Raw genomic sequence first — 26,073 nt, 5'->3', positions numbered from 1 at the left:
CTTCTCAATTTGCCTCGCGGCATCTTTCAGCCATTCATTTGGTTTCGCCACATTCTCACCGCCAATGAACTCGAAACCTTCAACTCACCGCCCAACCCGAGCGAAGCGGGGCTGTACCTTTCCGTCCCTATCCACCGTTTCGGTGAACATGGCCAACGGGCGCACCCACAGGGCCTGATCCCCATAGAGTGGGTGGTAAACCACAACCGTTTCGCCGGTCTCGGAGTGGGTTGCCAAACCAAGCACTTGATATTCGTTGCCTTTGAAGTGCCGGTAGCGACCAGGTTGCAACTCGCTCATGGCAAATCTCCTGGTAGCGGACTGCGCGGCAAACGCTCGGCAATGGCCGCCAGCACTTGAGGATTCCACGGTAGCCCCACATGGGTGCCCTGCACTTCAACATTTTCGGTCATTGGCCCGCTTTCTTCCTGGCTGCACTGCCAAGCCACGATGCCGTCTTCACGGGTAAAAATGGCTGTGCACGGCACTGGGGGGGCCGCAATACGTTGATTAAAGGCATCCCTGTCCGTTGGAGGCCGATTCGGATTGAACCAGCTAAAAAGCGTGGACACATTATTGGCGTCCGGATCACCATTAATGGGGCTGCCCAGAGTAAATACCTGGCTCACCAGATCAGGAAAGGCTCGGGCCAGTTCTCGAGCAAACACCCCGCCCAAGCTCCAACCTACTAGCGCGACAGGTTGCTGGTGGCGCGCGCCGATCTCTTGCAATTGGGTAACTAACAGGTTTTTACGTTTGCTATTCATGCCCAGATTCGTGCCCTGAGCCCAGCCATACACGCTATAACCCAGCTTGCCCAGGGCCATGCGCAAAGGCCGAGTGCTCCGATCGCTGGCACCAAAACCGGGCAAGACTATCACGGGCTGTCTTTTGCCTAACGGCAGTTTCTTGTGTTCCAAGCCGCGCAATAAGTAGCGCCCATAGGCCCACGCTGCGCGGCTTTCTCCCACCAGCAGCTTGATCGATGGTGGTGCAATATCAGGTGTCATTACTGGCCCTCCGGCTGTTCCGGCGCCCTCAGCAGCGGCGCATTATGGAACAATGGTAACCTGTCTGAGAGGGGTGGGGATGGCTGATTGGCGACAGGCAGCAGCCAGACGGTCAATGATTCGCTGGGGAACGGTCTGCAGTAAATACAGTCATACTTTGCCAGCAGGGTCGGACCACTCACCCTTTTTACGCAATCTATTTTTACCAACAAGGAGCGCCCATGAAAAAAGGACTTATCGCTTTCATTACTGCCTCATTACTCAGCAGCACGGGCATGGCCATGGCCTCCCCCCCAAGCAGCCAGAACGTATTTGGCTGGGTGGAGAAGTCCACTTTGATGCCCTGGGGCGTGGAATTGAAAACCAAACTCGACAGCGGCGCGCTCACTTCTTCCCTGCACGCCACCGATGTGGATGTTTTCGAGAAAGATGGCGACGACTGGGTGCGCTTTACCGTGGATGTAATGGATGAGGCCACCGGTAAAAAAGTGGAAAAAACCTTCGAGAAGCCGCGCTACCGTAAAGTGGTAATTCGGGGTGCCGGCGGCACCGAGCGTCGTCCAGTGGTATTAATGAAGGTCTGCATGGGCAACACCGTGTATGAAGAACAGTTCACCCTGAATGACCGGTCTGACATGATTTATCCGGTTCTTCTCGGTCGGCGCACCATTTCTCACTTGGGCTATCTGGACGTGACACAGACCTTCCAGCATTCACCCCAATGCGATGAGAATTCGCCGGTGAAAATGGATAAAGACCAACAGGACGATAAAGACATTGAGGACTGAGCAGCACCGCTCATCGCTGTCATCAAATGCTTAAACGCATTACTTACCCGCGCCCCTGAATAGGGAGCGCGGGCAAAGCCTTTGCGAAACGGCGGTTAAGCCGGATTCACTTCAAAATAACCGTACAGGCTGTCAATGGCGTCGCGTAGCACCTTGCCCTGCAAGCTAATACGCGCCTGCAATTCGGCTACCGCGTCTTCTGCGTCCAGTGCATCGATGTTTTCCTGTAGCAGATCCAGCGGCTTAATACGCTTGATCTCCAGCTTGTCGTTGATATCCAGCTCTAACCAATCCTGCCAAGCCAAGTTGATACGGTTGGCGACCATGCCCGTTTCCAGGTGTGCGAGAATTTCTTCCTGCCCTAGGTCCACGGCGGTGAACTTGACTGCGGCCCCTTCATCCTTGATACCTTTCAGCTCACAACGGTCTCCCAGAGTGAAGCCTTCCGGCAGCAGTTTGGTATCGCGCAACCAATTGCTAAAGCTTGTGTAAGGAGCCGAGTTTGGCGCCGGGTACGCTACGGGCAGGGTGCCGATGGCTTTACGCAGGCAGGCGATGACCTCTTCACCGCGACTGGCGGAGGAAGAGTCCACCATTACCCGCTTGCGCTCGGTATCGATAAGCAAGGAGGTGCGGCGCGAGCGAGTAAAAGCCCGAGGCATCAGCTCGAAGGTAATCTGCTCTTTAAGATCAGCCTTTTCCTTGCGCCCAACCTTGCGACCTTCTTCCTGCTGAATGTGCTCCACTTTTTCATCTAACAGTTCCTTGATCACCGGCCCGGGCAACAAGCGAGCAGTTTCTTGATAGGTGCAAAAGATAAACCCGTCCACCGCGTAGACCATGGGGGTCTGCCCCTTGAGCGGCGGCACAAACCCTTCTGTGCGCTCCGTCTGCGAGCCACAGGGTTGGCAACGGTTCTGGTCGAGAATTTCATCCAGTTCGGCCACGGAGCAGGGGAAGGCTTCTTCACCCACAAAGACAGTCAGGTTCTTGATCCACATAGAGTTTTCCAAAAGCAGGGGCAGAGAGAAAAGGCACTGCCGATAATGAGGGCGGCCAACGCCGGTCGGCCACAGTAGCGAAATGCCGAGGGCGGCTCAAGCAGGGAAGCACCCCAGCCTGCCGGGAATCAAACCAGGATTCATCAGGAACCCAACCGCCACTGGCAAAGTCCCACTACCAGAACGCAAATACATACAGGCTTAACAGGAGCAGACCATGAAAACGCTGACTTTCGAAAATGGTGATACTTTACCCATGCTGGGCCTGGGCACCTGGAAATCCGCGCCCGGCGAGGTCTACAACGCCGTCAAAAGCGCTATTGAAATGGGTTATCGGCATATCGACTGTGCCCATATTTATGGCAACGAAGACGAAATCGGCAGAGCCCTGAGCGATGTATTGTCCGCCGGCACAGTAACCCGCGAACAATTGTGGATTACCTCAAAGCTGTGGAACAGTGACCATGCCCCCGAGGATGTTCAGCCCGCACTGGAAACCACCTTACGTAACCTGCAGCTGGATTATCTCGACCTTTATCTAATGCACTGGCCGGTCGCTCTGAAGCCGGGCGTATCCTTTCCTGAATCTGCCGACGACATGGTGTCACTGAAAGATTTACCAGTGGAAACCACCTGGGTGGCCATGGAAGCGCTGGTGGACAACAATTTGACTCGGCAGATCGGCGTGTCAAATTTCAGCGTAAAAAAACTGCAGGATTTGGTGAGCAAGGCACAACGCAAACCCGCCATGAATCAAGTAGAGCTGCACCCTTACTTGCAACAACAGAGCATGCTCGATTTCTGCCAACAACAAGGCATTCATCTCACTGCCTATGCTCCACTGGGCTCATCCGATCGCCCCGCTGGCTTAAAAGCTGAGGGCGAACCGGCACTGCTGGAAGACCCGATTATCAATGAAATAGCTGATCGCCATCGTGCCAGCCCGGCCCAGGTGCTGATCAGCTGGGCACTACATCGCAACACAGCGGTAACCCCCAAATCGGTTAACCCGGAGCGCCTAAAACAAAATCTGGCTGCCGAGGAACTGGCCCTCAGCGACGAGGACATGGATGCCATTCGCTCACTGGACAAGCATCGCCGCTACGTGGACGGTGGTTTCTGGGCACAACCGGGCAGCGATTACACCTTAGCCAATCTTTGGGAGGATTAACGCTAGCAAAAAAAATCGAGGGTATTCTGTAACGACGTGACCGGTATCTGCATCTACTGGTATTGATTTCCCACACTTCGTTATCAGGGAGCCACTGAAAAACGCCTTACGTGCTTAACGTGGCCTTACGCGTGCAGCGGTTGTCTCTTGCCTTCACGGGCGGGTGGCGCCCTTTCCCAGGGACGGGGTTCAGCCGATGTTCGCTTAAGGCCCAGCATTCACGGCGCTTTTTAGCGGCGCCTTAATTTCAAAAAGGATCGACCATGGATTACTTGCGCACCCCGGATTCCCGCTTCGAGCGACTGCTCGACTACCCTTTCGAACCAAACTACGTAACCGTGGGCGGGCTACGCATGCATTACGTGGATGAGGGCCCAGCCGACGGCAAGCCCATTCTGATGCTCCATGGGGAGCCAACGTGGTCCTATCTGTATCGGCACATGATTCCGATCTGTGCGGCGGCGGGTCACCGGGTGATCGCACCGGACTTGATCGGTTTCGGTAAATCCGACAAGCCAACGGACATCAATGCTTATAGCTACCAAAACCACATGGATTGGGTTAAGTCCTTGCTCGACCAGCTAGAGCTCACCGAAATCACCTTAGTGTGCCAGGACTGGGGCTCACTGATTGGGCTGCGGATGGCCGCGGAGAACGAATCCCGATTCCGCGCCATTGTGGTGGGTAACGGCATGCTGCCCACCGGAGACGAGCAGGCCCCAAAGGCGTTCCATATTTGGAAAGCGTTCGCGATCCACAGCCCGGTACTGCCAATTTCCCGCATTCTCAATGTCGCCACTTTCCGCAAACTCGGCCCCGACGAAATCCGTGCCTACGAGGCGCCATTCCCCAATAGAAAATACAAAACCGCCGCACGTGCTTTTCCCAAGCTGGTGCCGGTGACACCGAACGACCCGGCCACGCAAGCTAACCGTGCAGCGTGGAAGGCGTTGGAGCAATGGAAAAAGCCGTTCTTGACGACCTTCAGCAACGGCGACCCGATTACCCGCGGAGGGGATAAATACATGCAAGAACGCATTCCCGGCGCCCAGGGGCAACCACACCAAACCCTGGTGGGCGGGCATTTCTTGCAGGAGGATTCGCCGGTGCAGTTTGCCCAAGCCGTGAATAATTTGCTGGCAGGCATGGACTAATTAAGGCTACCGCGACATCGAATGGAGGGGGTGCCCGCCCGCGGGAATCCCCTCTTTTTGGCGATCAGACGGCTTGCCTGCTATGTCGAATTACGTCGCCAGGTTCATTGACCTAATGCCTATCGTGGTCAGCGCGGCTCACGGGGAAAAGGTGTCGACAAATAACCCTTCCACTTTCTCCCTCGCCCAGGGGGTTTTGCGTAAAAACTTCAAGCTGGATTTCACTGAGGGGTCACTGATAAAACAATTAATCCGAATGCGATCACCCAGCTCTTCCCAGCCATAATGTTCAACCAGGCGCTTCACCACCGTTTCCAGGGTGACGCCATGCAAGGGATTGTTCGGCTGATTCATCAATATCCCCTTCAATGAGCCTTGGACAACACGTAACCCTCGCGGGGAAAGTGCACATGAACCTGCCCCACCACCGGGTCGTTACGGCGCAACACAAGAGTATTGGCATCGCAATAGCAGAGCTCGCCCAATACGGGATCACGGCCATAATCGCACGGGGCTACACGCACAGATTGTCCGAGCAAGGGGGCTTGCTCAACCTGTACCGGCAGAGCCCGCGGCTCGGCTTGGCGTGCAATATCCAAGGCCTTATCGGCGCCAATATCCTTTCGTAAGCCCTGACCGAAAGCCTGCATTCGGTTCATCCAGGCATCCACTTTCGGGTGGCTACTGGCTAGCAGTCGGCCCGCTAAATCGCGGCGAAACCAAAGGCTGTGATAGGCGGAAAAGTCCCCAGCATTGGGAGTATCGCCAAACAGGAAATCCCCTGTTAGCAAAGTTTCCATATGATTTAGGTGCGCCGCCACTTGGCGCCGCATTGTTTTCGGGCTACCCGTCTTCACTTTCGATTTACTGCCCATTCTTACCCGGTCCACCAGCAGGCGCCCCAGACCCAGTAAGGACGATTCTTTCAAAACCCGGCGCAACAGGGTGAGATTCCCTGCCGTGACAATAGACGCCAGGAAAATCGACAGGTCCACTTCGCTAACAAAGTTTTGTACCTCTTGGCTGCAATTTTCCACGACCAACTCAGGCTTGTTTGCCAACCGGGCAATTTCGCGACTCAGCGTGCGGGTATCACAAAAAATGTCGGCGCCGATTTGAGCCACCGGAATTTTCCGATAACCACCCGCCAGCGGCGCGAGTTTAGGCCGCGGCGGCATTTCTGGCACCGTGACCGACTGCCACTCTAGGCCCGCATAGCCCAACATGGCCCGGGCCTTTTCGGAAAACGGCGAGAGTGTGTAATGGTGTAGAATCAGTTCCGACATAAAGGCATCCTATGCTACGCCAACAATGTGCCGGCAAGCCTCGTCCCCACGGGCGTGAAGGTCAAGCGCGCATTGCGTTCCCCTTGCATTGGAAACGCCATAATGGGCGAAACGCTTTGCTGCTGGTGCGTCATCCTCCTGTTGTACGCCGGGCTGCACCCTAGACGACCGGTCTAATTTACTGTTAGGATAACCGCCATGACCGCACACGTCGCCACGCCACAGCCTGACAAACATCGCGATACCCGCCAGCACCTGCTGGATACTGGCCGCGAGATTCTCGCTGCACGCGGTTTCAGTTCTGTGGGTTTGAGCGCCATTCTGCAAGCCGCCGGTGTACCGAAAGGGTCGTTCTACCATTACTTTCAGTCCAAAGAGCGGTTTGGCCAAGCCTTACTGGAAGATTACTTTACCCACTACCTGCAGGATCTGGATTACCGTTTTGCCGATGACGGCACTCCAGCCATCGGCAGGCTGATGCAGTATTGGCACGACTGGCAAGAAAACTACTGCGGCCCCACCGGCCTAGGTGATTGCCTAGTGGTCAAACTCAGCGCCGAAGTTGCCGACCTCTCTGAAGCCATGCGCCTCACTTTGCGTGATGGCACCGAGCAAATCATTTCACGCATTGCCGACTGCATCGACGCCGCCATTGCCGATGGCTCTCTACACCCGCAACCTGCTCATCAAACCGCAGGCAACCTTTATCAATTATGGCTGGGCGCCAGCCTGCTCACTAAGCTGCACCGCAATGCGCAGCCCATGAACCAGGCCATGACGCTGACCCAAAACCTGCTCGCTCGCTAACACACAAGCACAGAACGTCACAGGCCCGCGGTTTAGCGGGCTTTTTTACCGACCACCAATAGACGACCGGTCTAATTTAAATGCATCACCGACCAAGGATACCGCATCATGAACAACTTTGATTTCTACAACCCCACTCGTATCGCCTTTGGCGAAGGAAAAATTGCGGCTCTCGACACCCTGGTTCCCGCCAACGCCAACGTGCTGATTCTGTTTGGGGGCGAAAGCGCGCGCCGCACCGGCACCCTGACCGAAGTGGAAGCGGCGTTGGGCGATCGTCGCGTACAGCTCTTTGGTGGCATTGAACCCAACCCCAGTTTTGAAACCCTGATGGAAGCGGTGAGCGTGGTACAACGTGATGGCATCGATTATCTGCTGGCTGTGGGCGGAGGATCCGTAATCGACGGCACCAAGTTTGTCGCGGCGGCTTCGCTATTCGAGGGGGATGCGTGGAACATCCTGCTCAAGGGCGGCAGCAATATTCACCGCGCCCTACCCTTCGGCTCGGTACTGACCTTGCCCGCCACGGGATCGGAAATGAACAAGGGGGCCGTAGTAACGCGCAAGTCGCTGCACGCGAAGCTCCCTTTCCACAGTGAGCATGTGTTCCCGCAATTTTCCGTGTTGGATCCCACTAAAAGCTACACCCTGCCGCCCCGGCAAGTGGCCAACGGTGTGGTCGATGCCTTTGTTCATATTGTTGAGCAATACCTGACCTATCCAGCCGACGCTCCCGTGCAAGACCGGTTCGCGGAAGGCTTGCTGGAAACGCTGATTGAAATCGGCCCGCAGGCCTTAACGGAACCAGAACATTATCAGGTACGCGCTAACCTAATGTGGGTGGCCACCCTAGCGCTGAATGGCCTGATTGGCTCCGGCGTTCCTCAGGACTGGGCCACACATATGCTGGGGCATGAGCTCACGGCCCTGCATGGCCTGGATCATGCTCAAACCTTAGCCATAGTCCTTCCGACGATGCTGGCTGAGCGCAAGGAAGCAAAACGCGACAAACTTGTGCAGTACGCGCAGCGGGTCTGGGCTATCAGCGAAGGCAGTGATGAACAGAAGGCGGATTTGGCCATTGCAAAAACCCGTGATTTCTTTGAACGCCTAGGCGTGAAAACCCGGCTAGCGGACTATCAATTGGCTGCCGAGCACATTGAGCCGCTTATCGACAGCCTTGAAGCGCATGGCATGACGGCTCTGGGGGAACACAACGACGTCACCCCTGAGGTATGCCGCCGAGTACTGCACGCCAGCCTTTAACAAGGGCGCGAGCACTCCCTTTACAACACCATCATCCCGACCCGGGGTGATGGTGAAATCACAGAACGGAGATCAACCAATGAATATTCTGATGATTCTTACCTCCCACAACCAACTGGGCGATACCGGCCATAAAACCGGTTTTTGGCTGGAGGAGTTCGCCGCACCCTACTATGTTTTCAAAGATGCCGGCGCGCAGATTACCCTGGCTTCGCCCAAAGGCGGCCAGCCCCCTCTCGACCCAAACAGCGCCACAGCGGACGCACAAACCGCAGCCACGGACCGCTTCAACCAGGACAGCGAGGCTCAAGCCGCACTGGCCAACACTCGGCCTCTGGCGGAAATACACGCCGATGCATTTGATGCGGTGTTCTATCCTGGCGGGCACGGCCCGCTCTGGGACTTGGCAGAAGATGCCACCTCTATTGCCCTGGTTGAGTCGTTTAACGATGCGGGCAAACCTGTGGGCGCGGTCTGCCACGCACCGGCGATTTTCCGTCACACGCGCCACAACGGCCAACCACTGGTTAAAGGCCGTACCGTTACCGGCTTCACCAATGGTGAGGAAGAGGGCGTACAACTTACCCACGTGGTTCCTTTCTTGGTGGAAGACATGCTCAAAGCTAACGGTGGGCTCTACAAGAAAGGGGAGGACTGGGCCAGCCATGTAGTCACAGACGGTAATGTGGTGACCGGGCAGAACCCCGCCTCATCCGAAGCTGGAGCTAAAGCAATACTGGACCTTTTGGATCACCGCAGCCGCCATTAAATGCCTCTGCCCGGCCCCAGGAACTCACAAAAAATGAGCCTCACATGAGGCTCATTTTATCAAACCGCCAATTGGCGGCCGCGGTGGTCGGCAGGCGCGCTTTTAATCGCAGGAGGCATTGCCTCCCCGCCTTTATTACTCGTAACTAAGGTCTGTTGCCTTACCGCGAAACACCCGATAAATGAAGAACGTATAGCCAAGAATCATCGGCAATGTAATCACCGTCCCCCAGAACGTGAACAACAATGACTTCGTGGCCGAAGCCGATTCCCAAATCGACAACTTGCCCAGCACAATATCCGGAAATAAACTGTAGGCCAGCCCGATACTCGCCAACACGCACATCACGATCAGTGACAGAAACGCCAGCCAGCCATAACCGTTATCCAGAATCTGGCGGCTATTGAATACCCAAATCAGTCCAGCATAGGCCAGTGCTGAGGCAATCGGAATGGGCATCAGGCCGAGGGCATTGGGGAGGGTAAACCATTTGTCTGCAATGGTTGCACTGACCAGGGGCGTGGCAATGGAAATCAGTAACAGAAAGCCCCCCATGGGCAGCACCGCCAGCCGCCCCCAGCGCACCGCCTTGTTGAACAGCACGCCCTCGGTCTTAATCAGCAACCAGGAGGCACCCAACATAATGTAGAGAGCCGGTAACGCCAACGCGATAAGAACCGCAAACAAGGTGCCAGTGGCGTCACCGGAGAGGCCGGTAACGAAGGCCCCGAGCATCCAGCCCTGGCACACGGATGCGATCAGTGAACCCACCGCAAACAGCGCGTTCCATTTGCTCTTATGTTTGTCACCAGCCTTGACGCGGAAATCAAACGACACTCCCCGGAGAATCAGCCCCATCAACATCAGCGTCACAGGCAAGTAGAGAGACGTCAGCACCAACCCATGTGCTTGAGGAAAAGCAATTAGCAAAATACCAACCCCCAATACAATCCAGGTTTCGTTGGCATCCCAGAACGGACCAATGGCGGCCACCATCACATCTTTTTCTTCTTCACTGGCAAACGGCAATAGCAAGCCGATCCCCAAGTCATAGCCATCGAGCACCACATAAATCAGCAACGCCAAACCCATGGCGCCGGCAAAGAACAGCGGAAGCCAATACTCAAGATCCATCACACCTCTCCTTCTGCTTGTTCATCGTCGGCCTGTTCAGCTTTCATGGCTCGTTGTTGTGGCGTCAGAGACAAGGAGCGTGCCGGTTTGGTGGCCATGTAACGCAATGCCGCGATATAAGACACCAATAAAAAGACGTACAGCAACACATAACCGAGCAGCGTGCCCATGACCGTAGCGCTACTGTGATCCGCCACCACCTCGGAGGTACGCAGCAGACCACTGACTATCCACGGTTGGCGACCAATTTCAGTGACATACCAGCCCGCCAGGACCGCCACCCAGCCCGCAAATGTCATCACTGACAGCGCTCGCAATAACCATATTTGGGCGTCCCGGTTCTCATCGCGTCGCCGGAACAACCGCCAAGCGGCCCACCAACCGACCAACACCATCAGCACCCCCATACCAACCATGACCCGAAAAGCCCAGAACACCGGTGCCACCGGCGGATGATCGCCATCGAAATCGTTCAACCCTTTCAACTCTCCGTCCCATTCGTGGGTGAGGATCAGGCTGCCCAGACCAGGCACCTTGAGAGCCATATGGGTGGTACGCTCCTCCTCATCAGGAAACCCAAATAGTGTCAGTGGGACATTGCTCTCGGTCTCCCACACCCCTTCCATAGCAGCGATCTTGGCCGGCTGATGTTCCAGAGTATTCAAGCCGTGAAGGTCGCCAATCCAGACCTGCAATGGGGCCAACACGGCAGCCATAAGCGCGCCCGTGCGCATGACTTTCCAGGTCGCCGGGCCATCCACCTTACGCATGGCCCGCCAGGCACTAACCCCCATAATCAGGAACGCGGCGGTAAGGAGAGAGGCATTAAACATATGTGCAAGACGATAGGGGAACGAAGGATTAAATATTACCGTCCACCAGCTATCCACGTAAAAAACGCCGTCTTCCAAGCGGAACCCAGTGGGTGTCTGCATCCAGGAATTAAGGCTGAGGATCCAGAATGCGGAAAAACTGGTGCCAACAGCCACTAACGCACAGGACGTCAGGTGGAGGCGATTGGAAACGCGATTTTTACCGAACAGCATGATGCCGAGAAACGAGGCCTCAAGAAAAAACGCGGTCAGCACTTCGTACCCTAGCAATGGCCCGGCAATATTCCCCGCCTTTTCCATAAAACCCGGCCAGTTAGTGCCGAACTGGAAACTCATGGTGATACCGGACACCACACCCAACGCAAAGCTGAGGGCAAAAATCTTTACCCAGAAGAAATAGGCATATTCCCAAGCCTTGTCCCCGGAGATCGTGTAACGCAACCGAAAATAAAACAGCACCCAACAAAGGCCAATGGTGATAGTAGGAAACAGGATATGAAAACTGATATTGGCGGCAAACTGCAGCCGGGCCAACAGGAACGGATCAAATTCCACCGAAGCAACTCCTTCCCTTAGTCAGTGACGGAACCTAGTTAAGCAAACAGTAGCACAGGGGCCTTCAAGGTAAATGAGACAAAAGGTCCATGTCAGGCACCAAGCAAATGTAAAGGTAACAACAAGAACCAACAGCCGTTAACACTTTGTATACACCCGCAACATTTAGCAGCCTTGCCCACAACACGTTATGCACAGCATGAACTCAGTTTAGCCAACAAAATGCACTTCATGAAACTGGCAGTCCAGCCGGGTCATGCAAATAAGTTTACTTTCGGAGAGCACTCCATGAAAAAAAGAATGGGGCTGGTAGCCCTAGCCACCGCAGCCATGTTATCCCTGAGCGGCAACGCCATGGCGCTAACCAAGCGCACCTTCTGTGTCTTTGACCTCATCGGCGCCAATGGTGACACCTTCAATATCATGCGCGACTATAAAACCGCCGCCGTAGCGTGGGGCGTAGATGTTGAGCTGAAACCCTACACCGATGAAAAAATTGCTTCCGAAGACCTGAAAGCCGGGCAATGTGATGCTGCCGTTCTCACCGGCATCCGTGGTCGCCAGTTCAACCGATATACCGGCAGCATGGACTCTATCGGCGCTATTCCCAGCTACGACGCAATGAAAACCGTCATCGCTGTAATTGCCAGCAACAGCCCCAGCGTTAACAAACATTTGGTTTCCGGCCCCTATGAAGTGGGGGGCATTGTCCCGCTTGGTGCTGCTTTCTTGTTCCTCAAGGACCGGGAAATTGACACCGTGGAAGAGCTGGCGGGTAAATCCATCGCGGTACTAGAATACGACAGCGCCCAGGCCAGCATGGCCTCCCGCGTCGGCATGTCCCCGGTTATGTCGGATATCACCAATTTCTCCACTCGCTTCAACAATGGCTCTGTCGATATCTGCTTTGCCCCAGTGATGGGTTACTCCGCTCTTGAGCTTTATAAAGGCATGGCCCCCGATGGTGGCATTCAGGATTATGTGCTCGGCCAGCTAAGCGCCCAGGTTATCCTCAAGCATGAAAAATTCCCTGACGGCTTTGGCGAAAAATCCCGCGCCTATATGTTCGGTCAGTTTGACCGGGCCATGAAGCTAATCGATAACGCCAGCAACGAAATCGCTGAGCGTTGGTGGATTCGTATTCCCAAGGAAGGCAAGCTGCGCTACGACGAAATGATGCGCGACGCGCGGATTGAGCTGACCCAAAAAGGGGTTTATAGCAAAGAGATGATGTCCCTGCTGCTCAAGGTACGCTGCAAACAGGAGCCATCACGGGCGGAGTGTGTAAACCCACAAGAATAAGCCCTCCCTTCTCTCACACCGTCGCCATTTATTCTGGCGGCGGTGCGTTTTATTCTTTTCCCGTCTCGCCTTCAGCCCCACACAATAGCGGCTCCACGACGCGAAAAAGCAGGCTAGCGTATTATTTGAAGCATCGCGCATCACCGAGTGCCGGCACTTGGCTGGCTATTAATCTGATATCCAGTAATCCATAGCTCTAAACTCTACCGATATTCGCAATGCTGCCCCTTCAAATCATAAACACCTGAACGACCCGGTCTCCCGACCGTACAGACTCTGATACCCTGTGAGCAGTCACATTCACTGCCACCATTCAGGATATTGCATGCCAAGCGCGTTCGGCTTCCGTTTCGACAACACCTACCGTCGGCTGCCCGAGGCCCTGTTTTCAGATTGCCTCGCGCAACCGGTCAGCACACCCGCCTTTGTCTTGTTCAACGATAATCTAGCCCGAGAGCTGGGGCTGGATAGCGAAGCCCTGTCGACACACCCCGAATTTTTCAGTGGCAATGAATTACTGGCGGGCAGTGAACCCATCGCCCAGGCTTATGCGGGCCACCAGTTTGGCGGCCTGACCATGCTCGGCGATGGCCGCGCTGTCCTGCTGGGCGAGCAGATAGATGGCCACGGGCAACGCCATGACATCCAGCTTAAAGGCGCCGGCCGCACCCCTTTTTCCCGAGGGGGTGATGGCCGTGCAGCACTTGGCCCCATGTTGCGCGAATACATTGTCAGCGAAGCGCTCCACGCCCTGAATATTCCCACCACTCGCAGCCTGGCCGTCACCCGCACCGGCGACAGAGTGCACCGGGACACCCTGCTTCCCGGGGCCATCCTGACCCGGGTGGCGGCATCGCATATTCGTGTAGGCACCTTCCAGTACGCCGCCGGACAACAAGACCCTGCCTTGCTGGAAGCACTGGTGGATTACACCATCGCGCGCCATTACCCCTCCCTGGAAGGGGTAGAGAATAAAGCCTTGGCTCTGTTCGACGCCGTGATGGATCGGCAAATAGACTTGGTGGTCGACTGGATGCGGGTGGGTTTTATTCACGGTGTGCTCAACACCGACAACGTGACCCTGTCCGGCCAGAGTATCGATTTTGGCCCCTGTGCTTTTATGGAGGGTTTTGACCCCAACACAGTCTTCAGCTCCATCGACCGCCAGGGCCGCTATGCCTATGGCAACCAACCCAGCATCACCCAGTGGAACCTGGGCCGCTTTGCGGAAACGCTGCTCGGCCTGATGGACGACGACACAGACACCGCCATCGAAAAAGCCACCGCATTGCTAAAGTCATTTAGCCAGCGCTACGAAGAAAAGTGGCGCGCCATGATGAACAAGAAACTGGGATTATTCGGCAGCGAAGCTGAGGACGACTCGCTAATTGCCGATTTGCTCACCTGGATGCATGCGCAGAAAGCGGACTACACCAATTCTTTCCGTGACCTGATCCAGGACGGCCTGCCTGACGGCGAACAATACCAAGGCGAAGCGTTCCAGCAGTGGCACCAACGGTGGCGGGCGCGGCTGGCCCGCAACAGCAAACCACTGGCATCATCACTGTGCCTGATGCGTAACCACAATCCGGCGGTGATTCCACGCAACCACTTGGTGGAGGAAGCCCTCCAGGCGGCCAGCAACGATAACGATATGGCACCGACCCATGCCTTGCTGCAAGCACTAGCCAACCCCTATGCGGAGCAGGACAGGGATGACCGTTATCGGCAACCCGCCGCACCCGGCGAGCAGGTCCTACAGACTTTTTGTGGCACCTGAACGAGGCAGCGTCTTAACATCCTGTCGGATTACAGCTGAGCCTGATGCGACCCACATGAAGCGTGAAGCGTAATTCTTGTAGGTCGCCTTGGCCTGGAAGGCGTAATCCGACATTCAGCGTTCGATTAACACCATCAGCCCTGCATTTTGTCCTGAGTTTTCAACTCGAAATCGCTAGCATCGTGACGCTCAAGCAGTTGGCTGGATGGCTCGCCCCAGGCCCGGTTCACCATGCGACCACGCTTCACTGCCGGACGCTCGGCGATTTGCTTGGTCCAGCGCAGTACGTTGGTGTAAGTGTGAGCCTCGATAAATTCCGCCGCTTCATACACTTTGTTAGTCACCAGAGCGCCGTACCAGGGCCACACCGCCATATCCGCGATGGTGTATTCATCACCGGCCAGGTAGTCGTTATCCGCCAGACGACGGTCCAGTACATCCAGCTGACGCTTGATCTCCATGGTGTAGCGGTCGATGGGGTATTGGTACTTTTCCGGCGCGTAGGCATAGAAATGGCCGAAACCGCCCCCCAATAATGGCCCACTGCTCATCTGCCAGAACAGCCAGCTTAGGGTTTCGGTGCGGGCCGCCGGCTCCTTGGGCAAAAAGGCGCCAAACTTTTCCGCCAGATAAAGCAGGATACTGCCGGACTCAAACACCCTCTGGGGCGGATTGGCGCTATGATCCATCAGCGCGGGAATCTTGGAATTTGGATTCACGCCCACAAAGCCACTACCGAACTGATCACCCTCGGTAATCTTGATCATCCAAGCATCGTACTGCGCACCGGTATGCCCCTTTTCCAGTAACTCTTCCAGCATCACAGTGACTTTCACCCCGTTGGGAGTGGCTAGCGAATACAGCTGCAAAGGGTGCTCCCCGACCGGCAGAGCTTGGTCGTGGGTGGGGCCGGCAATAGGACGATTAATATTGGCGAATTTGCCGCCGCTTTCCTGATCCCATTTCCAAACCCGCGGCGGGGTGTAGGTATCGTCAGACATGTTGGCTCCTGAAGAAAATGAATACGGCCACTATGGCCAGCAGCGTGCAGGTGAACAAGGGCACTCATGCGATCCATTTTTTCAGCTGAATGAATCAATCCGTTTGCTGGGCCTGAATTTGCTCTTGCTGCGCTTTTTCAGCAGCTTGCGCAAATCACTATAATCCACCGATGTGGGCCGGGGCCCATTGGCATAATCCCAGCCACTAGCCCCAGGGTGCGGGGCCAGCAACAGGTCGCAAGGCAACGCCGCCACCATAGCTCGCACGCTCAGCATTCTGGTTCTCCCTGAAAAATTTTCGATGCGCCTGGCCCGCTTTGCTTCGCTAATCCTTCACGCTTGCTGCCCAAGCCATACCATCAGCCCCTGGCTGTTGAGATTAATATCAAACCCCAACGCATCTTGCAGGGCTTCATCCGATAGCGACACACCATGGTCACGGGCTTTGTCGAATATATAAGCCTGCATGGCCGACTCCAGCCGTTGCAATAAAGTCGCTTCACCCCCTGGTGCGGCTTTTTTTGCCAACATCACGTAATCGTCCACCATCGCCAGCAGGCGCTCTGCTGGCGCCTGCGGCTCGTCCATGGCGCCATAATGGGTGAGGAACATGCGCTTGGGATTCAATGCCAGTAATTTACGAATCGACGCTTTCAATGCCTCCGGATCGAATTGCACCGGGGTGGTGGTGGGCAAAATGAAGGGACCTTTTTCGGTCGTCAGCGGCGGGTAAGACAAACCAAAGGTATCACCGGTAAAAATACCGCAAGAAAGCGAATCAAAAACACAGAAATGATGACGGGCATGACCCGGGGTATCGTAAAAATCCAGGCGCCGATCGCCGACCAGAACATGGTCACCTTCGTTCATCTCGCGCACCCGGTCCGCCTGTACCGGGATGACATCGCCATAGGTTTTGGCAAAGGCGCCTTCACCGTATACCGCGGTGGCCCCCGCTTTCAGTTTGGAAGGGTCGATCATGTGCCGGGCGCCGCGGGGATGAATCAACAAGGTGGCGACCGGCAACGCCTGCATCAACCCTCCCACGCCACCGGCATGGTCGAGATGCACATGGGTGGGGATCACAAACTTGACCTGTTCACGCTCGATCCCCCGCTGCTCCAGCAGGGCGAGAATAATCGGCACGGTATTATCCGTACCCGTCTCGATGATCGCGTACTCATCACCGCCCTGCAGCAGATAACAGGCCGCTAACCCCTCACGCATCAAGCCGGTATCAATACGGGTAATATGCTGGCCGAGGTCGGCATAAGGCTGGAAGGGCATGATGAAGCAGCTCCTGGCAAAACAATGGCAGCCCTGACTATAGAGGAATTGGCAAGCCTCTTGCACCGACCCTGGTCGCAATCACCCAGAGTAGCTCCGCTATACTCCTTCCAGCGCCTCCCCCGTTAGACGGGATGCCAACTCACTCGCCACAAACCGTGAGCGGGCTGACAGCGGCCATTGCGCGCGATAAATCAGCCACAATGAATCCACCACACCAGGCCCCATTTCCACCACCCGAATCGCCTCAGGCCGGGCAAAGGCTTCGCGGGCATAGCGGGGAATGACCGTGAAGCCAAAACCCCGCGCCACCGGCTCCAGAATCAGGCCAACCTGATTCACAAATCCCTTGCAGGCAATACTGCGGATGCCACGGTTTCCCGGAAGGACCCGGCTCAGCAGCCGTGATGCCATCGCCTGGCCATCCGGGTGATCAATAAACCCCAGCTTCTCAAGATCCTCCCAGCAGGCCACCGTGCCCTCGGCCGGGATCACCAGATCCAGAGGCTCTTGCGCAAAATGACGTGCATCCAGCCGCGGATCGTCAGGCTTGATGGTCACTAGCCCTAACTCAAAGTCATTATTTCCCACCGCTTCAAGAACATCCTGATCCGGCGCGAAGCGATGGCGCACCGAGAAACCGGGATGCGCCGCCTGCAAATCCAGCAGCAAAGGATACAGAGACAAACCAATACTGCCGGGGCTGATCAGGCTGATTTCACCCTGCCGATCATCCTCCCCGGCCAAGCGCAAATTTAGCCGCTTTTCTGCCTGCTCCAGGTCTGCGCAATACACCAGCAGTGCCTGACCTGCCGGCGTCAGCTCAATCTGGCGAGGCCTGCGAATCAACAGTGGCCCCAGCGTCTCTTCAAGATGCCGAATATGCTGGCTGACCGCCGCCTGCGTCAGCCCCAGCTGGTCTGCCGTGCGGGTGAAGCTTCCCCGCTCCGCCAGCACCACAAAAGAACGCAACCATTGCGGACTTAGCATAAGAAAACCTTATCAAGGTAATAAGTGAAACTCTGTTTAACTTATACCATGCTATCCTTACGCTTACCTCATGCCGTGACGGTAACCGGCCACCCACCATGAGGACGACACCATGAACCAGACCTATCCCCGTAATTTTTCCCACATCGGTTTATCTGTAACCGACCTGGATGCAGCCGTGCGTTTTTACACCGAGGTGCTTGGCTGGTATCTGATCATGCCGCCCACCACCATTACCGAAGACGACAGCGCCATCGGCCAGATGTGTACCGACGTGTTCGGTAAAGGCTGGTCATCATTGCGCATTGCCCACCTTTCCACGGGTGACCGTATCGGTGTGGAAATTTTTGAATTCAACAATGCAGAGAAACCGGAAAACAATTTCGAATACTGGAAAACCGGCGTATTTCATTTCTGCGTTCAAGATCCGGATGTAGAAGGCCTGGCAGAAAGGATTGTGGCCGCCGGGGGCAAACAGCGGATGCAGGTGCGTGAATACTTCCCTGGCGAGAAGCCCTACCGCATGGTGTACATGGAGGACCCATTCGGAAACATTCTGGAGATCTACAGCCACAGTTACGAGCTGACGTACTCGGCGGGCGCGTATAATTAAACGCCACGGCGCCTGTTCTCAAACACGGTTATTGCAGCTGCGATAGTGCCAGAGGCGCCGGGGCTCAAACGCCCCTTGCCACAGCGCCGTTGCTTGCCATACATAACTTCGCGTGCCCTATCCCTTGGCCAGCTGCAGCAAATCGCGGGCGTAAGCATTGATATCAAATGGCGTTTCGTCTTCCATGGTTGCGGCTACATGAACGGCCAGCACATCAGCCATTTTTTCCAGTGCTTCATCATGGTTTAGCCCATTTTTCGTCAACGCCATCATCACCATACCGGCCTCACGGGGGTGGCCGTCAGCGATTTGATTCTCCACCGCTTCAACCATTGCCTTCTGGGCAAAGTCGTCTTCCGCCTGTTCCATTTCGTTCATAATAACGCTCTTTATCGTGGTGATTTTAATGCCCGACACGGAGGCAGCGCAGCCAAGCCCGCGGCGAAAGCCGACAGCATAGCAATTCCATCCAGCCTCGGGGAAACGTCTGCCCTACTCTTTTCTGATTCTCACAATGTGACACCGTCCACATCTATATAGCCTGTTTACTTTTTCCATTGACAGCCATAAGGCGGGAGATGCAACACTCTTCCGGTGCAACTCGCCTAACCAGGCTGTGCATAATGTTTACCGTGTGCGAGCAGGGACGCTTCGCAATCACACCGAAAACCACTCTGACGTACCAGCCATATGGAAGACTATGGCAATACCGTCAAGCTGCATGCGTTCTTTCCCTCCTGCTGAGCCACCGGTGAAAACCCCATTCAACAACATTCATGGAGGAAACATGCTGGCGAAACTCTCTTTATCAAAAATCCACTGTATCGATGAGGCCGACAGCTTCGGCAAGGCAGAACCCTACCTGTGGCCTTTTTATTTCAAGATTGATGGCCAGACCCTTACCTTCCTTGCCCGTGATGCGGGAAAGGAAGCCGTAAAGGATCGGGTAATACCCCTGTTACGCGGCAATGACAATGTCATCGAAAGTCTTACCGACAGCTTGATTGATAACCTGATCAACCAAGCCCCCAATTCTCTCAACTGGTTTCATGCCCCAGGTGGTGCACACGGTAACCTGGGCGGCAACATGGATGCCGGTGATACCCGGGAGGTGCCTGCTGATTTAGGCCAATGGCAGTGCGAACTGGAAGGGCTGGTACTGCTGGGACAAAACGCGCTTACCCCTGGTGCGGCAAGAGTCGGTGTGGTCGCAGTCCTGCTTGAAGAAGACATGATTCCCGACGATAAAATCCCCGGTGCCTACAACAGCTTTCGCGACAAGGTGGCTGAAACCATCAGCGAGCAAGCCCTCAACGAACTGGCGACCGGGCTGGCCGATGCGCTGGCCGACCTCATCCCCAACCTGGACCGAGCGCCTGCGGCTGGCAGTGGAGGTAGCGGTAGCGGTGACTCCGCCAGTGGGCTGGTGGACGATATCAAGGACGCCCTGGATGACCAGGTGCCTGGCTACATCAACCGTGACGACGTGATCGGTGGCATTATTCAGAACTGGACCGCCGACGAGCTGGTTCAGGCCGACTACTCCGGCACCACTCTGCTGGAGCCGCCCATGTCCGAAGACGGCAAATACCGGATCACGCTTGAGGCGGAAGCCTGGGCCGATCTGAGTGCCCCGGCCGTCACCACCTGGACACAAGCATCACGGCCGCCGCTTGCAGCGGCACGTGATTCCGAAGGGGCCAACAGCCTGGCCGTTTTCCGCTGGCGCAATATGAACGATTTGTTTGCCGGCATTAGCGGCTTCGGTTCTATTTTTGGATTGAACTTCCCCCCCGGCCTCTGGCAAGCCATTGGTGATCTGGGGGACCTGTCAGGCGGCTCTCTCGGCGACCGCAAACCCGTATTGTGGACCTGGAACGTTGATCACACCGAACACGCTTGCATCGAAATGCAACAAGGGGACAGACGCTGGCTGGTTGAACTTTGGCGCCCCTACGGACGGGCATGGCGACGCTCTGACGGCATTGCCCAACTGACACGACAGAACGCCCCCAGCGGCCCCGCCTGCGCCTGGACCTGGAGCCACGACAAAACCCAGCACGTTGCCTTTCGCTCCGATAATGCGCTTACCGAACTCTGGTTCCTGCGAGGGAATGGATGGCGGCACGGCAGCAGCCTCACCTCTGCCACCCAAGGCACTGGCCCCAAGGCCAAGGCGCCCGCACCATTCACCCTTTCGCAAAGCCAGCATCTGCTATACATCGGCGGCAACGACGAGGTCTTCGAAGCATGGTTCAAGCAGGGCTGGGGCTGGAAAGTCCGCAACTTGTCTGAGGACCACGGCGTAGTCAGTAACGCCAAGGACCTGGCCGCCACAGCCGAACCCGGCAAACCGGGCATCCTGATCGTCCGTGACAATCAGGGCAGGCTTCACGACTACACACTGAATAGTCCGGGGGGCAGCTGGAGCGCCGGCACTCTCTCGCAAACAGTGTCGGGCGCAGCCGAAGGGGCTCCATCCGTTACCTATGGTCGCCGACATCGATCCACTCGCACTATGCCTTGGGTCGCCTTCCGTCATGGTGACAGCAAGATCCAGCTGGTGACACAACTCGGTAACAGTTGGGATATTCACAACACCCCCTCCCATCCTGCCGCTGAAAGCGATCCAGTGATTGCCAGCTGGGACGACAAGATATTCACCCTCTTCGCCGTCCAGGGTCATGGCAGAACAGGCAGCCTGATTTTGCAAGGCAACAACAGCGATTTCATTGGCGGAAAAAGCTGAATGACGCCCGCCCTGACAAGGGCGGGCTTTTCTTCCTTTCCAAAATAGGGCCGGTGCTCGAAGCGCCGCGCAGAAAACCGCGTAGTCGAGCCTTCTACATAGCTCTCTGGAACCTCTGCACGCCCACGCTATTGAGTGAAGCGATACTCCCATCGTGAAGGAGCCAGTAACCCACCGGCGCTATTCGTGATGCAAGCATCACTTCCCACAAAACTCAACGATGTTAAGTGCTTTCATAAATGGCCAGTCTTTCACTTCAACCGGTGTTTTCACACTAATCCACGATGAACCTAAAATAATGGGCAAAAAATGTGATAATCACCGGGACGAGCACAGAAACAATCACACCCAGACCGGCGAGGGCCCATGACCACATTATTGCTGAATTTGCGCCAAGTACCGGACGATGAAGCCGAGGAAGTGCGCGCCCTGCTAAACGAGCAGCAGATCCTGTTCTACGAAACCACACCCAGTTTGTGGGGGATTTCCTCCGGTGGTATCTGGCTCACGAACCCGCTGGATCGCGAACGCGCCAAGGCCTTGATGGAGGGCTATCAGGCGGAACGCACCCGCCAACAACGTGAGCAGTTCGAGCAGGCCCAACGCGACGGCATTGCGCCCACCCTGGGCCGCCGTCTGCTTGAGCAGCCAGGGCGCGCGCTTGGCGTGCTAATCGCGGTGACCATCTTGTTGCTGGTCACACTGGTACCTTTCCTTACGCTAACGGAATAACGAAGACTCAGGCTCTACTCAAACGGAAAAGTAATCTTCCATCCACAGAAACAGCGTCTCTGCACTCACCTCGGCTAGCCCCATACGCTGAAAGTCATCCCCCGCCTCTGCATCCATATTGGCGAACTGATAAAGCAATACGCCAAGCTGTTCATCATGCAGAATCAGCAAAATTCGGCCACGGGTCTGCAGGCAATCAATGGTCATGGCATCCGCCGGAATCCCCACATCACGCATGCCTCGGCGCACACCGATCACCGGATTAATGTGCTCATAGGTTTGTTGGATACGGGTATGAGCCGCGGTGACCATATCGGATAACGCTTCCAGTGATTGTTCTGACATCATCGCCTCCAGGAAAAGTAAGCGCGCACAGTAGCAAAAAGGATAACGCACTCCATTAAGGATGCATCTGCCGTTTGCTAGGCAAAGGAGTCGCAAGAGCCTGAACCTCAAATTTTCCTGAAAAAAAGAAACCCATAAACTCAATACGCAAAAGAAAGATAAAAAATACACGATCTTGCTTGGGCCAGCCCCCTCTGAGACCGATGGAAACGCTATAGCAGCTTTTCCAACAAGGCATCAATTTCTCTTTTTAGTTCTTTATCTTCAATCTTGTTAGCGCTCACTTTTGCATCCTGCAAGTGCTTAATTGCCATACTTTCTTGACCTAATTCCATTTGCAATCTGGCCATGGAATAGGCAATTGATGAGAGATAATCCTTGGCATTCATATGCCGGGCTTTATCTAACGCTTTTCCGTACAGCGCCAGAGCAGCGTCCAGGTCCTCCGTGAAGTCCGCCAATGTCTCCCATTGCTCCGGGTGGTCTTTGTCGGTTTTTTCGTTTTCGCTACAAACCGTCTTTAGCTGGCCATAGAGTGTATCGAACTCATCTCTATTACCTTTTCTGTCCGCTTCCATCAGCTTCTCTGCCAAACCATAAACGGACTTGTGTATCTTGGTACTAATCATTGTTGCTCCACCACAGATCAATGAACACGGTCTCGCCCGCTCGCTGCCAAGCAGGCTGTTGAAAAACACTCATACTCAATCTCTCAGACTGGCTCGCAATCCATGCCCCATTTAGGACAGAGAAAGCGCGATGTAGGAGACCTCCTCTCAAGGGGGGGGGCGGCGAGATATGACCATCCAAAGGAGCGCAATAACGAGCGCAGGAATGCCAGAAAGATCCAGAGGCGAGACCAAGGGATGATCTTCTGAGCTTTACTACCAGCAAAAGAAACCCGCTTCTGCGTGGCGACCAACATGTAGTGACCAAGTGACCAAGTGACCTTGTACCGTGGTCCGGATTTTTCATGCGGCAGGATTTTCTCGCGCCCCCGGCGCTTGATATCCGTTAGTGCTCTGCGAAGTATGCGGAGGGGACAGGCCTTTATTTTATGATATTACTGTCCATCGAATAATGCAGATGAACACAATCCCCGACCTCTTTCAGCTAATAATCACCACCGCTATAAGCCGCAACAATAGCCTCCTTTTTGTTTTACATTGCTCCGCTTAATGAGCAAACCCATAAGAAAGTCTATGAATCTCTCCTCATCCTCTTCGACCGTTCCAACACCATCACACGTGCAGGTTTCCTGTGCGAAAAAATGACGAGAACGCTTTATGCTATCGTTAACGGCTACATCGAAGAAAAAAAGAATACCCTTGGCATTAACACCCCAGAAAACAATTGATGACTATCTCATTATAAAAGATGAAAGAGCAGGGACGGCCCTTGTCGCAGGACAGCCAGGCCATGATCAACCTGGCCCCGGCGATCCTTCGCTGGCCTGCAATCCGCCCTCTGGCAAACGGTCTGCCCCCCAGCTACGCTGCAGATAACCGCTAACTTCATCCAATTGCTGCTGGCTGACTTCGGCCAATTCGCCCTGCTCCAGCGGATCAAAATGGAAGATATACAACCGCGAAGCGAACTGCTCAAACGGCAGTGACGCCTCACCAAAGCGCTCCCCGTGGCCGGCAGTACTGACCACCACGCCATCTCCCCAATCCTGACCGCTGTCGTTGTTGGGGTTATAGAAATACACGCGCATGGCATCCTCCGGGTCGAGTACTACCCGCAGAATACTAATGGCATGCCAGCCAACAAATCGCGCGGCGCTGTCGGTGACGGCAATCCCCCCAGGCTGAGGATGTATCAACGGCTGATTACCGTTGTAGTAGGGGTGGTAAGCCGCATAGAAATGACGCAAAAAATCGTCCAGCTCCCACAGCTTGCCGGTTTTCACATCCACGTTGATGCGAAAACCGCGACCGGACCACCAGCCATGGAACTCCGGGTTCACCCAACGGTGAGGGTCACCGTCACGACCAATACAACGACGCCCCATCTCTGCGTAAATCCTGTCCAAGTGGGGCACCACCAGCAGAGACACCGGATCCAGGTCCATGGGCAAGCTGCTGGCTACACCCCCGACGCTTTCGCTGGAAGAAATCGGCTGGCCCTCGAAATGCATGACGATTTCATCATCGCGGGCAGCCCAAGTCACCATTTGCAGCAGATAATCCGGATCGTTGTACGCCCACATGGACAAAGCACGAGCAGACTGGCAGGTGGGATTATTGCCCTGCCCCACCCCCAGAGGCTGCCCCAACATGCACAGCACGCCTTCGATCAAGTGTGCCTGCGGCGTCGCTTGGCCCCCGAACGCCAAAGCCAGGCGCTGGCAGGACCAGTCCGACAAAACCAACCCCAGTTGCCGCCACAGGGCTGGCGCCACTGGCGCCTGGTAGAGGATGCCCCGCTCCAGCACCAGTGCCAAACCATAGATAGCCTGGGCGGTTTGCGGATGCACCGCCGCCTCAATCAACGCCTGCACCAGCTGCCGGTAACACAGCAGGCAATCACGACCCGTGGAGGACAACCCCATGGCCTCAGCCACCAAGTGGTCACCTTTATCCAGCAAATGGCGCAGCAACACCGGGTGATACGGCGATACCAAGCCAGTGTCGTGCATGGCCCGAGCAAACCCGGTGGCCTCGCCCTGCAAAGCCGTGCTATCCATGCTGGCCAACCGCTCCCGATAAATCTCCACACCTGGATCTTCTCGACAGGCGCGGGTCGGGCCGAACAGGCTGCTCACCAAACGGTCCGCCCCTTGCCCGCTACTGCCCAGATCAATATCCGGATTGATTTGGCAAATGGCGATCTGCGTGACCATTTGCTTGACGGGTTCGGTTTGGATGGGGCGCTGATTGAGAATCCGCCAGATCTCTTCAATCAGCTTGTCAACGATATGCTCGTAGCCAATACGTTCGGCCAAATGCTGCAACAGATTCTGCGGCAGCGCCGCCAAACGCCCCTGGGTTTCACGCTGAGCCTCGGACGGCGGCGAAAACAGCATGGCCAGATTGAGGGCCAGCACTTGGGTGAGAAAATGGTGGGCCTGCTCGGCGGAAATCAGGTTGTGACGGTAATCACCACAGGCCACCGCCAACATGCGCAGCTCGCTCAGAGCCTCTATCACCACCAGCTCAGCCTGCGCACTTTGCAGAGACTGAGTAGTGAAGCCGGGAACCAGAATGTGTGGCTCTGACCAATCCGTCCCGGCGAACACTCCGGCCGCTTCCAGCGTTTCAATGCGTTCGCCAAGAGCCGCACACCCCCCCTCCTGCATCATTACCCGTCGGGCCGTATCCAGTACCCGTGGCACCTTGGCTGGCCGGGTAAAGGAGGGAGCTTCTGCCAGTTGGGTGATGGCCTCATCCAGCCGGCCGAGTAACAGAGACAGATTGTTAGACTTTGGCGTCTCTGAATGAGTCGTAGACACAGGGCAGTTCCTTAATGAATCCGTAGAGGCCCGGCGGGCCCCATGG

Annotated in this window: 26 protein-coding genes; 11 read left to right on the top strand and 15 right to left on the bottom strand. The window is 55.6% G+C overall.

All coding sequences use genetic code 11. The annotated features are described in order from the left end of the window. Window positions 1-84: 84 nt before the first annotated feature. Window positions 85-300: a DUF1653 domain-containing protein gene (locus tag ABNH10_RS12965; RefSeq protein ID WP_349386334.1), complete on the bottom strand. Its 216-nt coding sequence runs from the start codon at window positions 298-300 to the stop codon at window positions 85-87. Beyond that, entirely contained in the window at window positions 297-1,010 is a 714-nt protein-coding gene (locus ABNH10_RS12960; protein ID WP_349386333.1) for an esterase/lipase family protein, read from the bottom strand. Before ABNH10_RS12960 ends, ABNH10_RS12965 begins: the two co-directional genes overlap by 4 nt. 221 nt (window positions 1,011-1,231) lie before the next feature. Here ABNH10_RS12960 and rloA3 point away from each other — a divergent pair, with 221 nt between their 5' ends. Next, window positions 1,232-1,798, top strand: coding sequence for a retropepsin-like aspartic peptidase RloA3 (gene rloA3 / locus ABNH10_RS12955; protein ID WP_349386332.1), 567 nt, complete (start codon window positions 1,232-1,234; stop codon window positions 1,796-1,798). Between the two features lie 95 nt (window positions 1,799-1,893). On the opposite strand, the gene ABNH10_RS12950 is transcribed toward rloA3, so the two are convergent. After that, window positions 1,894-2,799 carry a recombination-associated protein RdgC gene (locus tag ABNH10_RS12950; RefSeq protein ID WP_349386331.1) on the bottom strand — a complete coding sequence of 302 codons (906 nt, stop codon included), beginning with the start codon at window positions 2,797-2,799 and terminating at the stop codon, window positions 1,894-1,896. Window positions 2,800-3,016: 217 nt separating this feature from the next. Here ABNH10_RS12950 and ABNH10_RS12945 point away from each other — a divergent pair, with 217 nt between their 5' ends. Both ABNH10_RS12945 and ABNH10_RS12940 read left to right on the top strand, forming a co-directional pair. Further along, entirely contained in the window at window positions 3,017-3,970 is a 954-nt protein-coding gene (locus ABNH10_RS12945; RefSeq protein WP_349386330.1) for an aldo/keto reductase, read from the top strand. 263 nt (window positions 3,971-4,233) lie between these two features. Beyond that, on the top strand, window positions 4,234-5,124 hold the full coding sequence (locus tag ABNH10_RS12940) for a haloalkane dehalogenase (protein WP_349386329.1): 891 nt from the start codon (window positions 4,234-4,236) through the stop codon (window positions 5,122-5,124). Window positions 5,125-5,262: 138 nt separating this feature from the next. Here the strand turns inward: ABNH10_RS12940 and ABNH10_RS12935 are convergent, their stop codons facing one another. Both ABNH10_RS12935 and ABNH10_RS12930 read right to left on the bottom strand, forming a co-directional pair. Beyond that, complete coding sequence (locus ABNH10_RS12935) at window positions 5,263-5,478, bottom strand: VF530 family protein (RefSeq protein WP_349386328.1); 216 nt, start codon at window positions 5,476-5,478, stop codon at window positions 5,263-5,265. A gap of 11 nt (window positions 5,479-5,489) precedes the next feature. Next, on the bottom strand, window positions 5,490-6,410 hold the full coding sequence (locus ABNH10_RS12930) for a glutathione S-transferase family protein (RefSeq protein WP_349386327.1): 921 nt from the start codon (window positions 6,408-6,410) through the stop codon (window positions 5,490-5,492). 198 nt (window positions 6,411-6,608) lie between these two features. Here ABNH10_RS12930 and curR point away from each other — a divergent pair, with 198 nt between their 5' ends. The 3 genes from curR to ABNH10_RS12915 all read left to right on the top strand — a co-directional run bounded on the left by curR (window position 6,609) and on the right by ABNH10_RS12915 (window position 9,252). After that, window positions 6,609-7,217, top strand: coding sequence for a TetR family transcriptional repressor CurR (gene curR, locus ABNH10_RS12925; RefSeq protein WP_349386326.1), 609 nt, complete (start codon window positions 6,609-6,611; stop codon window positions 7,215-7,217). 108 nt (window positions 7,218-7,325) lie between these two features. After that, on the top strand, window positions 7,326-8,483 hold the full coding sequence (locus ABNH10_RS12920) for an iron-containing alcohol dehydrogenase (RefSeq protein WP_349386325.1): 1,158 nt from the start codon (window positions 7,326-7,328) through the stop codon (window positions 8,481-8,483). A 79-nt stretch (window positions 8,484-8,562) separates the two neighbouring features. Next, window positions 8,563-9,252: a type 1 glutamine amidotransferase domain-containing protein gene (locus tag ABNH10_RS12915; RefSeq protein ID WP_349386324.1), complete on the top strand. Its 690-nt coding sequence runs from the start codon at window positions 8,563-8,565 to the stop codon at window positions 9,250-9,252. Between the two features lie 135 nt (window positions 9,253-9,387). Here the strand turns inward: ABNH10_RS12915 and ABNH10_RS12910 are convergent, their stop codons facing one another. Further along, entirely contained in the window at window positions 9,388-10,386 is a 999-nt protein-coding gene (locus ABNH10_RS12910; protein ID WP_349386323.1) for a cytochrome d ubiquinol oxidase subunit II, read from the bottom strand. Continuing rightward, complete coding sequence (locus tag ABNH10_RS12905) at window positions 10,386-11,774, bottom strand: cytochrome ubiquinol oxidase subunit I (protein ID WP_349386322.1); 1,389 nt, start codon at window positions 11,772-11,774, stop codon at window positions 10,386-10,388. The genes ABNH10_RS12910 and ABNH10_RS12905 overlap by 1 nt, the downstream gene beginning before the upstream one ends. A gap of 288 nt (window positions 11,775-12,062) precedes the next feature. Here ABNH10_RS12905 and ABNH10_RS12900 point away from each other — a divergent pair, with 288 nt between their 5' ends. Both ABNH10_RS12900 and ABNH10_RS12895 read left to right on the top strand, forming a co-directional pair. Continuing rightward, window positions 12,063-13,076 (top strand): putative solute-binding protein, encoded by a 1,014-nt coding sequence (locus tag ABNH10_RS12900; protein WP_349386321.1) that lies wholly within the window; start codon window positions 12,063-12,065, stop codon window positions 13,074-13,076. Window positions 13,077-13,401: 325 nt separating this feature from the next. After that, the gene (locus ABNH10_RS12895; protein ID WP_349386320.1) at window positions 13,402-14,856 is read left to right on the top strand and encodes a protein adenylyltransferase SelO; all 1,455 of its coding nucleotides are present in this window, start codon (window positions 13,402-13,404) and stop codon (window positions 14,854-14,856) included. 134 nt (window positions 14,857-14,990) lie between these two features. Here the strand turns inward: ABNH10_RS12895 and yghU are convergent, their stop codons facing one another. The 4 genes from yghU to ABNH10_RS12875 all read right to left on the bottom strand — a co-directional run bounded on the left by yghU (window position 14,991) and on the right by ABNH10_RS12875 (window position 18,134). Further along, on the bottom strand, window positions 14,991-15,857 hold the full coding sequence (gene yghU / locus ABNH10_RS12890; RefSeq protein ID WP_349386319.1) for a glutathione-dependent disulfide-bond oxidoreductase: 867 nt from the start codon (window positions 15,855-15,857) through the stop codon (window positions 14,991-14,993). Between the two features lie 81 nt (window positions 15,858-15,938). Continuing rightward, a complete protein-coding gene (locus tag ABNH10_RS12885) occupies window positions 15,939-16,133 on the bottom strand; it encodes a hypothetical protein (RefSeq protein WP_349386318.1) in 195 nt (64 codons plus the stop codon). Window positions 16,134-16,190: 57 nt separating this feature from the next. Continuing rightward, a complete protein-coding gene (locus ABNH10_RS12880; protein ID WP_349386317.1) occupies window positions 16,191-17,144 on the bottom strand; it encodes an MBL fold metallo-hydrolase in 954 nt (317 codons plus the stop codon). A gap of 99 nt (window positions 17,145-17,243) precedes the next feature. Beyond that, window positions 17,244-18,134 carry a LysR family transcriptional regulator gene (locus ABNH10_RS12875; RefSeq protein WP_349386316.1) on the bottom strand — a complete coding sequence of 297 codons (891 nt, stop codon included), beginning with the start codon at window positions 18,132-18,134 and terminating at the stop codon, window positions 17,244-17,246. A gap of 112 nt (window positions 18,135-18,246) precedes the next feature. Between ABNH10_RS12875 and ABNH10_RS12870 the strand changes: the two genes are divergently transcribed. Next, window positions 18,247-18,747: a lactoylglutathione lyase family protein gene (locus tag ABNH10_RS12870; RefSeq protein ID WP_349386315.1), complete on the top strand. Its 501-nt coding sequence runs from the start codon at window positions 18,247-18,249 to the stop codon at window positions 18,745-18,747. 117 nt (window positions 18,748-18,864) lie between these two features. On the opposite strand, the gene ABNH10_RS12865 is transcribed toward ABNH10_RS12870, so the two are convergent. Continuing rightward, entirely contained in the window at window positions 18,865-19,125 is a 261-nt protein-coding gene (locus ABNH10_RS12865) for a hypothetical protein (RefSeq protein ID WP_349386314.1), read from the bottom strand. Window positions 19,126-19,534: 409 nt separating this feature from the next. On the opposite strand from ABNH10_RS12865, the gene ABNH10_RS12860 reads away from it, so the two are divergent. After that, entirely contained in the window at window positions 19,535-21,496 is a 1,962-nt protein-coding gene (locus ABNH10_RS12860; RefSeq protein WP_349386313.1) for a hypothetical protein, read from the top strand. A gap of 366 nt (window positions 21,497-21,862) precedes the next feature. Then, window positions 21,863-22,228 (top strand): DUF6164 family protein, encoded by a 366-nt coding sequence (locus tag ABNH10_RS12855; protein ID WP_349386312.1) that lies wholly within the window; start codon window positions 21,863-21,865, stop codon window positions 22,226-22,228. Window positions 22,229-22,246: 18 nt separating this feature from the next. Here the strand turns inward: ABNH10_RS12855 and ABNH10_RS12850 are convergent, their stop codons facing one another. The 3 genes from ABNH10_RS12850 to ABNH10_RS12840 all read right to left on the bottom strand — a co-directional run bounded on the left by ABNH10_RS12850 (window position 22,247) and on the right by ABNH10_RS12840 (window position 26,027). Beyond that, the gene (locus ABNH10_RS12850) at window positions 22,247-22,573 is read right to left on the bottom strand and encodes a hypothetical protein (protein ID WP_349386311.1); all 327 of its coding nucleotides are present in this window, start codon (window positions 22,571-22,573) and stop codon (window positions 22,247-22,249) included. Window positions 22,574-22,785: 212 nt separating this feature from the next. After that, window positions 22,786-23,202, bottom strand: coding sequence for a tetratricopeptide repeat protein (locus ABNH10_RS12845; RefSeq protein ID WP_349386310.1), 417 nt, complete (start codon window positions 23,200-23,202; stop codon window positions 22,786-22,788). Window positions 23,203-23,996: 794 nt separating this feature from the next. Next, window positions 23,997-26,027 (bottom strand): hypothetical protein, encoded by a 2,031-nt coding sequence (locus ABNH10_RS12840; protein WP_349386309.1) that lies wholly within the window; start codon window positions 26,025-26,027, stop codon window positions 23,997-23,999. Between the last annotated feature and the right edge of the window lie 46 nt (window positions 26,028-26,073).

Source organism: Alcanivorax sp. (assembly GCF_040119285.1).
Classification (GTDB): domain Bacteria; phylum Pseudomonadota; class Gammaproteobacteria; order Pseudomonadales; family Alcanivoracaceae; genus Alcanivorax.
This window is presented reverse-complemented; position numbering and strand designations above follow the sequence as displayed.

Coding starts and splice junctions, on each gene's coding strand:
- ABNH10_RS12935 (WP_349386328.1), bottom strand. CDS start 5,478: ATGAATCAGCCGAACAATCCCTTGCATGGCGTCACCCTGGAAACGGTG.
- ABNH10_RS12865 (WP_349386314.1), bottom strand. CDS start 19,125: ATGAACGAAATGGAACAGGCGGAAGACGACTTTGCCCAGAAGGCAATG.
- yghU (WP_349386319.1), bottom strand. CDS start 15,857: ATGTCTGACGATACCTACACCCCGCCGCGGGTTTGGAAATGGGATCAG.
- ABNH10_RS12920 (WP_349386325.1), top strand. CDS start 7,326: ATGAACAACTTTGATTTCTACAACCCCACTCGTATCGCCTTTGGCGAA.
- ABNH10_RS12960 (WP_349386333.1), bottom strand. CDS start 1,010: ATGACACCTGATATTGCACCACCATCGATCAAGCTGCTGGTGGGAGAA.
- ABNH10_RS12900 (WP_349386321.1), top strand. CDS start 12,063: ATGAAAAAAAGAATGGGGCTGGTAGCCCTAGCCACCGCAGCCATGTTA.
- rloA3 (WP_349386332.1), top strand. CDS start 1,232: ATGAAAAAAGGACTTATCGCTTTCATTACTGCCTCATTACTCAGCAGC.
- ABNH10_RS12945 (WP_349386330.1), top strand. CDS start 3,017: ATGAAAACGCTGACTTTCGAAAATGGTGATACTTTACCCATGCTGGGC.
- ABNH10_RS12910 (WP_349386323.1), bottom strand. CDS start 10,386: ATGGATCTTGAGTATTGGCTTCCGCTGTTCTTTGCCGGCGCCATGGGT.
- ABNH10_RS12885 (WP_349386318.1), bottom strand. CDS start 16,133: ATGCTGAGCGTGCGAGCTATGGTGGCGGCGTTGCCTTGCGACCTGTTG.
- ABNH10_RS12850 (WP_349386311.1), bottom strand. CDS start 22,573: ATGTCAGAACAATCACTGGAAGCGTTATCCGATATGGTCACCGCGGCT.
- ABNH10_RS12845 (WP_349386310.1), bottom strand. CDS start 23,202: ATGATTAGTACCAAGATACACAAGTCCGTTTATGGTTTGGCAGAGAAG.
- ABNH10_RS12880 (WP_349386317.1), bottom strand. CDS start 17,144: ATGCCCTTCCAGCCTTATGCCGACCTCGGCCAGCATATTACCCGTATT.
- ABNH10_RS12915 (WP_349386324.1), top strand. CDS start 8,563: ATGAATATTCTGATGATTCTTACCTCCCACAACCAACTGGGCGATACC.
- curR (WP_349386326.1), top strand. CDS start 6,609: ATGACCGCACACGTCGCCACGCCACAGCCTGACAAACATCGCGATACC.
- ABNH10_RS12930 (WP_349386327.1), bottom strand. CDS start 6,410: ATGTCGGAACTGATTCTACACCATTACACACTCTCGCCGTTTTCCGAA.
- ABNH10_RS12870 (WP_349386315.1), top strand. CDS start 18,247: ATGAACCAGACCTATCCCCGTAATTTTTCCCACATCGGTTTATCTGTA.
- ABNH10_RS12950 (WP_349386331.1), bottom strand. CDS start 2,799: ATGTGGATCAAGAACCTGACTGTCTTTGTGGGTGAAGAAGCCTTCCCC.
- ABNH10_RS12860 (WP_349386313.1), top strand. CDS start 19,535: ATGCTGGCGAAACTCTCTTTATCAAAAATCCACTGTATCGATGAGGCC.
- ABNH10_RS12965 (WP_349386334.1), bottom strand. CDS start 300: ATGAGCGAGTTGCAACCTGGTCGCTACCGGCACTTCAAAGGCAACGAA.
- ABNH10_RS12855 (WP_349386312.1), top strand. CDS start 21,863: ATGACCACATTATTGCTGAATTTGCGCCAAGTACCGGACGATGAAGCC.
- ABNH10_RS12895 (WP_349386320.1), top strand. CDS start 13,402: ATGCCAAGCGCGTTCGGCTTCCGTTTCGACAACACCTACCGTCGGCTG.
- ABNH10_RS12875 (WP_349386316.1), bottom strand. CDS start 18,134: ATGCTAAGTCCGCAATGGTTGCGTTCTTTTGTGGTGCTGGCGGAGCGG.
- ABNH10_RS12940 (WP_349386329.1), top strand. CDS start 4,234: ATGGATTACTTGCGCACCCCGGATTCCCGCTTCGAGCGACTGCTCGAC.